Genomic DNA, 13,891 nt, shown 5'->3' with positions numbered 1-13,891 from the left:
TATTATGGATGTTTCATTATTTTTAGCAAAGTTCTGGGGTTGGTACCTCTTAATATTCTTTTTAATTCTAAGTCTTAATCCGAAACGAATTAAACAGATATTCAAAGACCTTAATGACGAAAAGTTTCTGCTCATTGCTGCTTTTATTTCTATTATTATTGGGTTAATCAATATCCAATTTCATAACTTTTGGGAATTGAGCTATAAACTTATCATTACACTTATTGGGTGGTTGGCTTTATTTATAGGCTTGGCCTTATTTATCTTTCCAAAACCCACGGTGAATTGGCTAGAATATATAAACATCAAACTCGTACAAGTTATTTATATGCTTCTCTTTTTTATAGGTTTGTTTCTGCTTAATACAGCCTATGGCATCGTGATTATTTAATGAAATTACTCAAAAACTGATATATATCATTTCTAAATAAATCACCATTAGCTACATTTGAAAATGTCATTTAAATATGTCTATTGAGAGTGGGGATTCTCTATTATTTTAAGAAAGCCAAACTTAGTTTTAAGTTTGGCTTTCTTGGTTCATGGGATTTACTCCGTTTGAAATAAAATTACTTTTCATAACAAACTTATAGACATCATTTTTAAACTGAATGCTATGACCATTTTTTCAGATAACGCCATTCAAATTTTAGAAGATCGCTATCTCCTAAAAAACAAATACGGTGTGATTATTGAAACACCAGATGAGCTTTTAAGGCGCGTTGCAGCATTTGTAGCGAGCTGTGAAAATGATAAAACCACGTTTTACGAATCTGCTTTTTACAGCTTACTAAGCGCATTAAAATTTCTTCCGAACTCACCAACTCTTATGAATGCAGGATGCAAAAACGGACAACTGAGTGCTTGTTTTGTATTGCCTATTGAAGACAGTTTAGATAGCATCTTTACCACCTTAAAAAATGCCGCACTAATTCATCAAAGTGGAGGTGGTACTGGTTTTAATTTTTCCAAATTACGCCCCAAAGATGATATGTTGAGTTCAACAAAAGGGACAACCTCGGGACCTGTAGCCTTTATGAAAGTTTATAATGCAGCCACAGAATACATCAAACAAGGCGGAAAACGCAGAGGTGCTAATATGGGCATTCTTAATGTTGACCATCCTGATATTGAAGCATTCATCACATCAAAATCGTCTAAAAATGCCATCCAGAATTTTAATATTTCTGTAGGCATCTCGAATACATTTATGCAAGCCGTTTCTCAAGATGACCATTGGCATTTAATCAATCCTAGAACGCGAAAAATTTCTAAAACGGTTTCAGCAAAATCATTATGGAATCTTATCGTACATGAGGCCTGGTCAACTGGTGACCCTGGTTTAATATTTTTTGATACGATAAATGCATTCAATCCAACACCGCAACAAGGTAAGATTCAAAGTACTAATCCTTGTGGTGAAGTACCGCTTTTAGATTATGAGAGCTGCAACTTAGGTTCTATTAATGTTTCAAAAATGGTAATACTAAACAACAATATTTACGACATTGATTGGGAGGGACTTGCGCAATCCGTAAAACTTGCAATTCGGTTTTTAGATAATATTATAACAGTGAATCATTATGTACTACCCGAAATTAAACGCATAACTATGGCTCATCGTAAAATAGGATTAGGTGTCATGGGCTGGGCAGAGCTATTAATGCTACTCGAACTACCTTATACTTCTGAAAAAGCGATTCAACTAGGAGATCAGCTTATGAAATTTATTAAAACCGAAAGCTATAAAGCTTCTAATGAATTAGCTCAAGAACGCGATTGTTTTCCCCTATGGAAAAACAGCGTCTACTATCCAAAAACAAAACTGCGAAATGCAACATGTAATAGTATTGCGCCAACAGGAACAATTTCGGTAATCGCTAACACCTCCTACTCTATAGAGCCTTTGTTTGCACTAGCTTATAACAGAACAGGAATTCTCGGTAATCAAACTCAAACAGAAATCAATAGTGTGTTTCTGAAAAAAATGAAAATGTTAGACTTATGGTCATCTACTGTCGAACATGAAGTCTTAACAACTGGAAGTATCCAAAATTGTGATACTATTCCTGATTCGGTAAAAGCTATCTTTCAAACAAGTTTAGATATCCACTGGTCATATCACTTACGTCATCAAGAGGCATTTCAAAAATACACAGACAATGCCGTTTCAAAGACTATAAACCTTCCTGAAGCTGCGACTAAAGAAGATGTCTCAAACATTTTTTATCAGGCTTGGACATATAATTTAAAGGGAATTACGGTATATAGATACGGTAGTAGAGACCATCAAGTACTGCAAACATGTAGTCTTAATAATGATAAGGGTTGTTAACAAAAGTATTGCCTGATATTTGTCATTGTTTTCAAGCCAATTAGATAGTAAATTGATATCAAAATAAAATGTGATGCGACAAATATTAATTCCAACAGACTTTTCAGATAATGCTATGAATGCCGTAAAATATGCATTAGAGCTTTTTAAATATGAAAAAGCCGAAATCTATTTTCTACATACATATCAAGATGAGGTATACAAAGAGATTGAATTGCTAAATAATGATGCTATTGAACCGTTGATTGAATCATGTCGCAGTCGTTCAGAGGAACAACTTAAATCACTTTTAGCGACCGTTAGCGGTATTTGGCCAAACCCAAGGCATCGATATCACAAGATTTCAGCCTATAATGCGCTAGTTGATGAAATTGATCTCCTTTCAGAAGGAAAAAACATAGATATCATTGTGATGGGAACAAAAGGTAAAACCAATGACAGGTCCCTTACTTTTGGAAGTAACACACTTCAAGTACTTAAATATGTAAGTTGTCCGGTTTTATCAATTCCCGCGAATTATGATTACACCCAACCAAAGCATATCCTATTTCCTACTAATTATATGATTCCTTATAAACGAAGAGAACTCAATTTACTGTGTGAAATGGCATCCCCTTACAGAGCTGTTATAGACATGGTTTATATTTCTAAAAGCGAAAAACTATCGAGACGACAAGAAGATAACAAAGACTTTCTATCTCATGAACTTTGTAAAAACAGTCTCAACTATAAAACCATTGAAAGCAAAAGTATTGTGAATGCAATATTCACCTATATCAAAGAAAATAATATCGACATGTTAGTCATGGTCAATTCCCGACATTCCTTTTTAGAGCAGATGCTGTTTCATTCTACTATTGATGAAATGTCGCTTCATCTCGATATCCCATTTTTAGCATTGCAAAACATTAAACGTTAAGACATTTAAGAATACGATGACCGCATTATAAAACTCAAATTAAATCTCTAGTACCATGAAACGAATTCTATTACCCACCGATTTCTCGCAAAATTCTTGGAATGCTATTAGTTATGCGCTTCAGTTATTTAAAGACCAAACCTGTACATTTACCCTTTTAAACACCTATACACCTATTATCTATCAGCTGGAATCGGCTCAATTGAGTGCCGCTCAATTCGGACTACAAGATGCCATGAAAGAAGTCTCTGAAAACGGCTTAGAACAACTCAAAAATCGTATCGAAAAAGAATTTAATAACCCAAAACATATCATCGCGTACAGTTCAGCATTCAATACATTAACCGAAGAGATTAATGCCTTAAATGATGGTAATGTGATGGATATGATTATCATGGGCACCCAAGGTGCTTCCGGAGTTAAAGAAATCCTATTTGGTTCTAATACTATTCATGTCATTAACAAAGCGAAATGTCCTGTATTGGCAGTGCCGAATGATTATGAATTTGAACCGCCACATGAAATACTGTTTCCTTCAGATTATTTGATCAGTTTTAATAAGAAACAATTAGGATCTATTATAAGTATTGCCAAACAATTTCAAGCGCGTGTTAATGTCTTACATATTTCAACTCGACCTGAATTAACATCAATTCAAAAATACAATCAAGAACAACTGAAAACACACTTCAAGGAGACGACTCATTTATTTCATAATGTCAGAAATAATTATATTCCTGAAGCTATTGCAGAATTTCAACAAAAATCACGCATCAATTTGCTTGTAATGATCAATAATAAACATTCATTTTTTGAAAATCTATTTTTCAAATCTAACATCAAGCACATTGGTTTTCATTTAAATGTACCTTTTTTAGTGATCCCATCAAATCTATAGACATCGAATGAGAAATTAAAATAATTAAAGTCATGAAAAAACATATTCTTTTACCCACAGATTTTTCAGATAATGCCTGGAGCGCTACGGTTTATGCTTTAAAACTTTTTAATGATGAAGAGTGTACATTTTACTTTTTAAATTCTACTAAAATGAAAGCGTCATCTATGTCTAATATATCTAATAGATTATTAGAGGCGATGTCTAGAACTGCATTAGATAACCTGACCGAATTAAAGGAGATGGCAGAAACTACAAATGCAAATGCTAATCATACTTTTGAAATTATTCTAAGTGCCGCAGATATACAAGTTGCTATTGACCTTGCGATTGCAAAACATCATATTAATTTGGTGGTTATGGGAACTAAAGGTGCTACAGGCGCCAAGGAGATTTTTTTTGGAAGCAATACCGTTCGTGTTATTAAAAAAACAAAACAATGCCCACTGTTAATCGTTCCTGATAATTTCAATTTTGAAATACCAAGTCAAATCGCATTTCCAACAGACTTTACTCGGCATTATTCCGATAGAGAATTAAAATATTTAAGAGAGCTTATTGAACTCTATGACTCAAAACTTAGAGTGGTTTGTATCCTGTCTAAAGATAAACTAACTGGTGTCCAAGAATATAATATGACCATGCTCGAAAGCTATATTGAAAATTATGATTACAGTTTTCATTTCATGCCAAATTATGCGAAAAAGACTGAAGAAATTAATGATTTTATTGAACTCTTAGAGATTAATATGTTAGTAATGGTGAATTATAAGCACAGTTTTATTGAAGGCATTATCAAAGAACCTGTGATTAACAAAATAGGATTTCATCCAATAGTTCCATTTTATGTCATTCCTGATTAACAAGTTGATATATATCATTTTAATCCTCTGGTCAAGGATGTAACTTTAGTTCAATTAATTAATAGTAAGTACAATGCGACGCAAGATTTTACTACCTACAGACTTTTCAAAACATGCACATCATGCCATTCGCTATGCGCAGGAACTTTATAAACAAGATGCATGTGACTTTTTTATTTTAAATGTCTTTTCCGCTACAAGTAATATTTTTGACAGTTTATTGAATATTGAACCAGGTAGTGAATTATATGAATCGGCTAAGTTGCATTCGGAAAATGGTCTCGCTAAGGTATATGACATGATAGCAATGAGTGATTATGACAATCCGAAACATCATTTTGAGACGATTTCCGTATTTAACAATCCTATTGAAGCCATTAAAAATATTGTAGAAAAGAAAGACATAGAGATGATCGTAATGGGCACCAAAGGTGAGACGGATGCCGATGATTCTTTCTTCGGAAGTACTGCTGTATATGTCATGGAGAAAGTAAGAAATTGTCCTGTGATTGTCGTCCCTTCAAAAGCAAAAACAGCACTCCCTAAGGAAATCGTTTTTCCAACGAGTTTCAAAACACATTATAAAAGACGTGAATTAAAATATCTTACAGACATTGCGAAAACATGTAATTCAACCATTGCAATCCTTCACATTTCCGAGGATAAGACCTTAGATGGTGAACAAGAAGCAAATAAAACATTGTTAGAAGAAATTTTTGAAGATGTGAATTATAACTACCACTTCTTATCGGTAAATTCTGTAGAGACTGCTATCAACATTTTTGTGGAAAGTCGTGATAGTGATATGGTAGCTTTCATTAATAAGAAGCATTTGTTTTTTGGAAGTGTTTTTACAAAACCTCTAGTTAAAGGAATTACATTTCACTCTAAAGTACCCATTTTAGTAATGCACGATTTAAGAAATTAAAACAAAAAAATCATGAAACATACAGGAATTTGGATCGATAAAGAAAAAGCTCATATTATAACTATTGATGGTGAATCAGCTACTGTAGAAACGGTAGCTTCTGCTGTTGAAAAACATCGACCACACGGTGGTACTGGAAACCGTTTTAAAAGTGGTCCGCAGGATATCATTAAGGATAGTACTTTTTTGGCACACGAAAAACAGCAACTAAAAGACTACTTTAAATCTATTGCATCAAAACTAACAGACATAGATGATTTGGTTATTTTTGGACCTGCTCAAACAAACGAAAAATTTAAAAATGAAGTCGACAAAAACTATAATTTTTTGAGCAGTAAAATCAAAGGTGTTCTAAAAGCAGATAGCATGACTCATAATCAGCTGATAGCTTGGGTTAGAGATTTTTTTAAGTTGAATTAAATTTCGGAATTCGAAGTAGTTGGTGATCAAAACTGCCAAAATCTGTAGTGGTTTTGGCAGTTTTTAAATAGAACACATGGAAATCCAAAAAATAGATATTACAAAATCTTCTGGTGAAATCGTTAAATTTTCATTAGACAAATTGCGAGCCTCGTTAAAACGCACAGGAGCCGACAAAGCCACTATAGATCAAATCATTGATAAAGTTCGTGATGAGCTATACCAAGGGATTTCTACTAAGGAAATCTATAATAGAGCCTTTGCACTTCTTAAAAAGAAAAAGAGCTATTTTGCTTCTAAATACAAGCTTAAAAAGGCTATTTATGAATTAGGTCCAACAGGATTCCCTTTTGAACGCTTTGTCAGTGCTGTATTAACCTATTCTGGGTATAAAACCAAAGTCGGTGAGATTCTAAAAGGCGTATGTGTGTCTCATGAAATCGACATTATTGCAAATAAAAATACACATACCACAATTATCGAATGTAAATTTCATGGTGAACAAGGTCTAAAATGTAATGTTAAGGTTCCGTTATACATCAATTCAAGGTACAACGATGTGAAAGCAGCTTGGGAAACGAATTCAAAATATAGCAGCACACTAACCAAAGGATGGGTAGTGACAAATACAAAATTCACCCAAGACGCTTTACAATACGGCAAATGCTGTGGGTTGTATTTACTGAGTTGGAATTATCCAAAAGACGAAGCGCTTAAGGACCGAATTGATCGTTTAGGATTATACCCAATTACGGTATCCACTTTATTATCAAATAGAGAAAAACAATTTCTCCTGAGTCGCGATATTGTGCTGTGCAGAGAACTATTACATGATAAATTTTATTTAGATCATTTAGGAATTTCTGATGTCAGAAAAGAAAAAATTCTATATGAGATCTCTAAGCTATGCACTTAAACTTATATTATAATGGACAGTTTTGCAAAAATCAACTTTTTAGGAGCAGCCGGAGTCGTTACTGGCTCCAAATTTCTGATTGAAACCTCTGAACAGAACATCATGATTGATTGCGGCATGTTTCAAGGTCTTAAAGAACTTCGCGAACTCAATTGGAACGATCTCCCAATTAAGGTGGGCGATATTGATGTGGTACTCCTTACTCATGGTCATTTGGATCACGTAGGTTACTTACCACGATTAATACAACAAGGGTTTACTGGTAAAATCATTGGGACACCTCCTACTTTAGCCATCGCTGAAATTATTCTTATGGATAGTGCGAAAATTCATGAAGAAGACGCTGAAAAAGCCAATAAAGAAAAATATAGCAGTCATCAGCCTGCTTTACCGTTTTATACTGTTAAGGATGCCGAGCATACAATAAGACAATTCAAAGGAGAAACTGAAGGCAAATGGATTCATTTATCTAAGCATATTAAATACCGATTTCAATACAATGGCCATATTATTGGAGCCACGTTTATCGACATAAATATCAACGGAAAACGTTTTGTTTTTTCTGGAGATGTGGGGCGATGTAATGACTATTTGTTAAATGATCCTAAAACCCCTGAATGGGCAGATTTCTTATTTATTGAAGGGACTTACGGTAACAAGCTGCACCCAATTGAAGATGTAGAAGAGCGCTTAGCTACTCTTATTAAAGATACCATTCATAAAAAAGGGAACCTCATCATTCCAAGTTTTGCAGTAGAACGCCTTCAAACACTCATGTATATTTTATGGAAACTATACAAACAACACCGAATTCCTAATATTCCGATTTTTATTGACAGTCCGATGGGTAATAACGTGCTCGACGTTTTTAGAAATTTCCCAGAGTGGCATAAATTATCAATGCAAGATTACAACGCCATGTGCAATCACATAAACATTATACAGTCATACAAAGAAACTTGGGAAACCATAGATGACAAGCGCTCCAAAATTGTAATCGCTGGAAGTGGAATGGTGACTGGCGGTCGTGTACTCACCTACTTACAGCAGCTTATTGATGAACCTTCAACAACTGTATTATTGGTAGGTTATCAAGCTGAAGGAACGCGAGGAAGGCAACTACAAGATGGTGCGCATGAAATTCGCTTTTTCGGTAAATACTATCCCGTAAAAGCCAGCATACAAAATATCGAAAGTTTATCAGCTCATGCTGATCAAAACGATTTAATAAAATGGTTAAGTCGTATTAAAAACTATCCGGAAAAAGTCTATCTGGTTCACGGGGAAGCAACGGCATTAGATGCCTTTAGAGTGAAACTAAAAGATACGTTTAATTGGAATGCAACCATTCCAAAACTCACAGATGTTGATAAAATTATACTCTAATAAAATCTAGGCTAACACCAGTAGATAACACTGCAAGCTACTGTTTTTTAGGTTATTAAATACAGAGTCTCTTTGATATCAAACTGATATATATCATTTTAGAAATACCGTTTGTATTGTAAATTGAAAGGTAATAAAGTTTAACTCTAAATATATTAATTATGTCACTTATCAAATTTAACAAACGTAACAGACTTCACCCTTGGACTAATGAAGGTCTAAAAAGCTTTTTAAGCGACGATGATTTCTTTAAAAATGACTTCTTTCTTGAAGAAGATAGTATGATGCCAGCAATGAATGTCATAGAACATGACAAAGATTTTGAAATTGAATTTGCAGCACCTGGCTTTACAAAAAAAGATTTTGAAGTTACAATTGATGACAATGTCCTTAATGTTCGTGGTGAAAAGAAAAAAGAACATGAAGAAAAAGACGAAGACTATAAACGACGTGAATTTAGTTATAGTTCCTTTAAACGATCATTAACACTTCCAAAATCTATCAATATGGATCAGGATGTGAAAGCAAAATATCGTGATGGTATTTTAAAACTAAATCTTAAGAAGAAAGAAGAGACAAAAGATCAATCGAAGAGGGTGATTGAAATTCTGTAATAATTGAGAGAGCAGAGAGCATTTTGAGGATGAACTCTCTGCTTTCTTTCGTTAAATATAATACTATGAAAACGATACAAACACATGCACGTTATATTGAATGGTTAAGTGCAGACGAAATGCATAATGCCTCTCAAGAGTGGTTATCTGAACTCAAATTTATAAATGATGAGCACTTATTCTTTGAAGATCTTGTCACCTCGTATACCCTTCAACTGATAGAAGGCAAGAAATTTACGGAAAGTAAAGCCCTTATTGAAGCCATTAACAAATCGCAAAAACGAAACAAGCTACTTATCGAAACTGTTCAAACCCATGAAAATGATCTTCAAATCATGGTGGATGGTGTCAACGAATTAAAAAAAGAAGATGCATATACAAAAGAGCACCTACAACTCGTTACGATAATAAATGATTTTTTAAACGATTATAAGACACTCAAATTAAAATTATTTGATACGATTAAAACTATAAAAAAAGAAGAAAAACAGAAACATCTTATTGATAAAAAGTAACGAATACCCAACATAATGAAAACAATTCGCATCATACTTATATTCGTGTTTTTGTACAGCTGCTCTTCTACACAATTGGTAGAAAGCTGGAAAAACCCAGAAATTGACACTTATGAACCTTATAAAGTGCTCATTGTTGGTCTAACCTCAGATATAGAAGCCAGAACACAATTTGAAAAACAACTAAAAAAAGAATTTGAACTCAGAGGCACTCAAGCATCGATGAGTCTCAATATCTTGACAGATAAACAAAAAACCGAACGCCTAACGGAAGCCGATTTAGATGCTCTCGAAACCCAACTCATTCTTGATGAATACGATACCATTTTACTCACAAAAATTATTGGTGTAGATGATAAAATCGCTTACCGCCAAGATTATGGAGGATATGACGAAACTAGAAGGCGATTTACAGAAGAATACCTAATGTATCAGGATGTCTTTTATAATCCTGAATATTACTCAGAATATACTATTTATCATGCCGAAACTTCCATGTATTGTATATGTCCTACAAAAGACAGAGAACTCATTTGGAAAGGCTATATCGATATTACCGATCCAACAAATGTGGAACAGACCATAAAGGATTATGTCCGATTAACAATTGTTGTTTTGGAAGAAGAACAACTCGTTAAACGCATAGATTTGGACACACAAGAAAATTTACAAGACACTGTAAGTAATTAATGACCAATTATTTAATATAAAAATTTCCAGTATTTTCCATAACAAGAAGCGGTACTTTCAAATCAAACGCAAAACTCTCTGCGGGATGTCTAACGAACAGGCGTTCTAAAAACGAGTGTTTTCTACTCATCATGGCAAGCAAATCGATATCATGCTCTAGAATATAATTCGTAATCTTCTTGAACAAATTACCTTGTTCCAATTCAATAAATGAATGATTTAATTTAGAGAATGACGCGTCTAAAAATGCTCTATTATTTTCCTGAAATTGAGTCAAGTGCTCACCATCTTTAACATGCAGAACGTCTATAGTGCATGCATCTCGCTCTGCCATAGAAAGTAAAGGTTTTAAATTTTCAGGATTATAATCGGTAAAGTAATTAGACGGAAATGCTATACGTTCTATACTTTTAAACTGATAGTCGTTAGGTATTGCCAAAACTGGACAATTGGCGCGCTGTATGACTCTTGCCGCATTAGACCCTAAAAAAGTCATAGCAATATTTGATGCACCTTTAGTTCCCATAACAATCAAATCAATCTCCTCCAATGCGATGAGTTGGTTGATAGCATCAATAAAATTATCATAATCTACCTTAGACTCAAACTGATGTAACTCATTATGATATTGATCTTGTATTTCACGAATTAAACGCCCTACTTTTTGTTTAGCTGCATCTACTAATGAATTAAAAATGGTTTCTGAAGGCTGCATCGCCATCAAATCATCAGTTACAAAGGCTGATACTTTCTGTACATTAAGAATATAAAACGTACAGGCTTCAGACTCAAAATAGGCCATAGCGTAATGAATAGCATTCATGGAGTTTTCAGAAAAATCTGTGGGTAGTAATATCTTTTTCATAATGCATACAACTTTGATGATACTCTAAGGTACTTACAACTTAAGAAAAAAATAATGATAAAAGTCAGGTCTACCAAACTTGATAGGTATTAAAACAATAAAAAAATTAGTTTGAAAGACTTTGGCATTGTATTTTCGGCACAATAAATGCTTATTAAATCGTTATTAAACTAAACGAATCATGATGAAATTACTAGTATCAACCTTACTATTATTATTCACATTGGCGATAAACGCTCAAAACAAAACGATTGCTGCTGGAGAAAAATTAACCTTTAGTGCCTCCTATAATATGTCTGGTTTATTAACTGAACTAGCTCAAGTCACAATGGAAACGAGCGAGGTAAAAACCTCTAAAACGACCTTATTAAAATTAAAATGCACTGCAGCAACCTACAGTAAATGGGATAGTTTCTTTAAAATAAGAGATCTCTATGAAAGCTATGTAAGTCCGAGTAATTTAACCCCATACCTATACAATCGCGACATAAATGAAGGTGGCTACGAGAAGTTCATGAAATATAAATTCAACCATAAAACGAACACTGTCGCAAGCCTCAAGCGTAAAAAAAAACAGAGCTGGTAAATATTGGGAAGAAAAGAAATCAGTTAAAATTGGAAATTCCACTCGTGACTTAGTAACAACTTTATATCATATCAGAAATTTAGATATCCATAAAGCCGCTATTGGCGAGAGCCAAAACTTTACAGTCCTTTTCGACAATGAAGAAACCGTTGTGAAAATCACCTATTTAAGCAAAGAAACCATCAATACAGCTCTAGGAAGAAAAGAATGCTATAAACTCGCTATTACTTTAAATAACAGTAACGTGCTCAAAGGAAATAACGACAATCTGATATGGTTAACTGCCGATCAAAACAAAGTGCCTGTCTATGCAAAATTCAAAATACCTGTCGGAAACGGTGAGTTGAAAATCAAATCTGCAAGCGGACTTAAATACTAGATCATCATGAAAAAACTTTTTGTAATTTTAGGTTTTATCACCTCTATATTCGCTTTAATATTAGCAGTAACACCCTTATCTAAAATAGCCTATATTCCTGCTGTTTTAGCATTAATTTCTGGTGTTATTGCATTATTGACCTCAAAAAATCATCCGCAATTAAAGAAATCTATCCAACTGGTTTTTTTAATGACTATTATTGCATTAGTATTGACTACATACAAAGCCATATTCAATACTGTTGAAGTAGGTGATACAGAACAATTAGAACAAACTGGAGAGCAGCTTGAGGAAGAAACCATTCAAGAGCTTGAAGGATTAGAAATCGACGAGTAACTCAGTCCACAAATTAAATCAGGTAATGCTTCGGTATTATCTTTTTTTTTATTTTATTTGAATCCAAATCAGATACCTATTACATCTCAGAATGAAAGTTCAACTTGTTGCTTTATCTCTAACCTTAGTAGGTTCTTGTGCCACACTGAGGCACACAAAAAAAATAGAAAACCTCAAAGCAAGTATCGTATTTGAAGATTCTCAAACCGTAAAGACCTATTTAAACACCATCACCGAAGACGATTTAAAATCTCACGTCTATACCTTTTCATCTGATGATTTCCAAGGAAGACGAGCTGGTGAAATTGGGCATCATAAAGCGACAAAATTTATAAAAGATTTTTACATTCAGGAAGGTATAAAATCACCTCTGGGCTCTAAATACTATCAATACATCCCCGAAGCTTACTTTTCGGAAGGGATTAAAGATTCTCAAAATGTCATTGCCTATATTGAAGGTAGTGAACAACCTGACGAAGTCATAATTATCTCAGCACACTCTGATCATGAGGGTTTTACAGATACAGACATATATAATGGTGCTGACGATAATGGTTCTGGAACCGCAGCTGTTTTAGAAATGGCTCAAGCTTTTAAAATAGCAGCCGCAGAGGGTTACCGACCAAAACGCAGTATCGTGTTCCTACACCTAACAGGAGAAGAAGTTGGACTTAATGGCTCCCGATATTACGCACAGTATCCTGTGTTCTCAATGAAAAACACAGTGGCTAATCTTAATATCGATATGATAGGTCGCGTAGACGATGCGCATAGCGATAATGAAGATTATGTGTATGTAATTGGTGCAGATCGTTTGAGTACCCAATTACATTATATCTCTGAAGAGGCTAACGAACAATTTACCAATTTAGAGTTAGACTATAGGCTTAATAAAGACAATGACCCTAATCGCTATTACTACCGATCAGACCACTACAATTTTGCGCAAAAAGGGGTTCCAGTAATTTTTTATTTTAATGGTGAACATGAAGATTATCACGAGCCTACAGATACACCAGATAAGATCAACTACCCTTTATTAGAAAAACGTACCAGACTTATTTTTGCAACTGCTTGGTATTTGGCAAACTCTAAAAACCGTATTGTCGTCGATAAAGACGCTTCTTAAGTTGTTAAACTTTGCTTAAAGACTGATACCTTAAAACTAATATGAACAAGAATTTTCGTAATATTAGCCTGCAAAAATTGTAACACTTAATTTTGAAACTTTAATCGCCTAA

At 33.9% G+C, this 13,891-nt stretch carries 17 protein-coding genes; 16 read left to right on the top strand and 1 reads right to left on the bottom strand.

Features of this window, described 5'->3' with window-relative positions; all coding sequences use genetic code 11:
* Positions 1 to 4 precede the first annotated feature (4 nt).
* From BLT57_RS07740 to BLT57_RS07685, 12 genes are all read left to right on the top strand, one after another.
* Positions 5 to 391, top strand: a complete 387-nt coding sequence (locus BLT57_RS07740) for a hypothetical protein (RefSeq protein WP_091424490.1) — start codon at positions 5 to 7, stop codon at positions 389 to 391.
* 225 nt (positions 392 to 616) lie between these two features.
* Positions 617 to 2,335: an adenosylcobalamin-dependent ribonucleoside-diphosphate reductase gene (locus BLT57_RS07735; RefSeq protein ID WP_091424489.1), complete on the top strand. Its 1,719-nt coding sequence runs from the start codon at positions 617 to 619 to the stop codon at positions 2,333 to 2,335.
* A gap of 73 nt (positions 2,336 to 2,408) precedes the next feature.
* A complete protein-coding gene (locus tag BLT57_RS07730; RefSeq protein WP_091424486.1) occupies positions 2,409 to 3,254 on the top strand; it encodes a universal stress protein in 846 nt (281 codons plus the stop codon).
* 55 nt (positions 3,255 to 3,309) lie between these two features.
* Positions 3,310 to 4,152, top strand: coding sequence for a universal stress protein (locus BLT57_RS07725; protein ID WP_091424483.1), 843 nt, complete (start codon positions 3,310 to 3,312; stop codon positions 4,150 to 4,152).
* Positions 4,153 to 4,184: 32 nt separating this feature from the next.
* Positions 4,185 to 5,015 carry a universal stress protein gene (locus tag BLT57_RS07720; RefSeq protein ID WP_091424481.1) on the top strand — a complete coding sequence of 277 codons (831 nt, stop codon included), beginning with the start codon at positions 4,185 to 4,187 and terminating at the stop codon, positions 5,013 to 5,015.
* A gap of 73 nt (positions 5,016 to 5,088) precedes the next feature.
* Complete coding sequence (locus BLT57_RS07715) at positions 5,089 to 5,943, top strand: universal stress protein (RefSeq protein WP_091424478.1); 855 nt, start codon at positions 5,089 to 5,091, stop codon at positions 5,941 to 5,943.
* Between the two features lie 12 nt (positions 5,944 to 5,955).
* Complete coding sequence (locus BLT57_RS07710; RefSeq protein ID WP_091424474.1) at positions 5,956 to 6,363, top strand: hypothetical protein; 408 nt, start codon at positions 5,956 to 5,958, stop codon at positions 6,361 to 6,363.
* A gap of 76 nt (positions 6,364 to 6,439) precedes the next feature.
* Entirely contained in the window at positions 6,440 to 7,279 is an 840-nt protein-coding gene (locus BLT57_RS07705; protein ID WP_091424471.1) for an ATP cone domain-containing protein, read from the top strand.
* 12 nt (positions 7,280 to 7,291) lie between these two features.
* Positions 7,292 to 8,665 carry an MBL fold metallo-hydrolase RNA specificity domain-containing protein gene (locus BLT57_RS07700; protein WP_091424469.1) on the top strand — a complete coding sequence of 458 codons (1,374 nt, stop codon included), beginning with the start codon at positions 7,292 to 7,294 and terminating at the stop codon, positions 8,663 to 8,665.
* Between the two features lie 161 nt (positions 8,666 to 8,826).
* Entirely contained in the window at positions 8,827 to 9,279 is a 453-nt protein-coding gene (locus BLT57_RS07695) for an Hsp20/alpha crystallin family protein (RefSeq protein ID WP_091424468.1), read from the top strand.
* Between the two features lie 65 nt (positions 9,280 to 9,344).
* Positions 9,345 to 9,794, top strand: coding sequence for a hypothetical protein (locus BLT57_RS07690; RefSeq protein ID WP_091426701.1), 450 nt, complete (start codon positions 9,345 to 9,347; stop codon positions 9,792 to 9,794).
* Between the two features lie 15 nt (positions 9,795 to 9,809).
* Entirely contained in the window at positions 9,810 to 10,484 is a 675-nt protein-coding gene (locus BLT57_RS07685) for a hypothetical protein (RefSeq protein WP_091424465.1), read from the top strand.
* A 7-nt stretch (positions 10,485 to 10,491) separates the two neighbouring features.
* Here the strand turns inward: BLT57_RS07685 and BLT57_RS07680 are convergent, their stop codons facing one another.
* The gene (locus BLT57_RS07680) at positions 10,492 to 11,349 is read right to left on the bottom strand and encodes a universal stress protein (protein WP_091424464.1); all 858 of its coding nucleotides are present in this window, start codon (positions 11,347 to 11,349) and stop codon (positions 10,492 to 10,494) included.
* Between the two features lie 181 nt (positions 11,350 to 11,530).
* Here BLT57_RS07680 and BLT57_RS14235 point away from each other — a divergent pair, with 181 nt between their 5' ends.
* The 4 genes from BLT57_RS14235 (at position 11,531) to BLT57_RS07665 (ending at position 13,779) form a co-directional block, all read left to right on the top strand.
* On the top strand, positions 11,531 to 11,935 hold the full coding sequence (locus BLT57_RS14235) for a DUF3108 domain-containing protein (protein WP_231928650.1): 405 nt from the start codon (positions 11,531 to 11,533) through the stop codon (positions 11,933 to 11,935).
* The gene (locus BLT57_RS14230; RefSeq protein WP_369825404.1) at positions 11,871 to 12,314 is read left to right on the top strand and encodes a DUF3108 domain-containing protein; all 444 of its coding nucleotides are present in this window, start codon (positions 11,871 to 11,873) and stop codon (positions 12,312 to 12,314) included. Before BLT57_RS14235 ends, BLT57_RS14230 begins: the two co-directional genes overlap by 65 nt.
* Before the next feature lie 6 nt (positions 12,315 to 12,320).
* On the top strand, positions 12,321 to 12,650 hold the full coding sequence (locus BLT57_RS07670) for an FUSC family protein (RefSeq protein WP_091424462.1): 330 nt from the start codon (positions 12,321 to 12,323) through the stop codon (positions 12,648 to 12,650).
* 91 nt (positions 12,651 to 12,741) lie between these two features.
* A complete protein-coding gene (locus BLT57_RS07665; protein WP_091424459.1) occupies positions 12,742 to 13,779 on the top strand; it encodes a M28 family metallopeptidase in 1,038 nt (345 codons plus the stop codon).
* The last annotated feature ends 112 nt before the right edge of the window (positions 13,780 to 13,891 follow it).

It is taken from the genome of Formosa sp. Hel1_31_208 (genome assembly GCF_900104785.1).
Classification (GTDB): domain Bacteria; phylum Bacteroidota; class Bacteroidia; order Flavobacteriales; family Flavobacteriaceae; genus Psychroserpens.
This window is presented reverse-complemented; position numbering and strand designations above follow the sequence as displayed.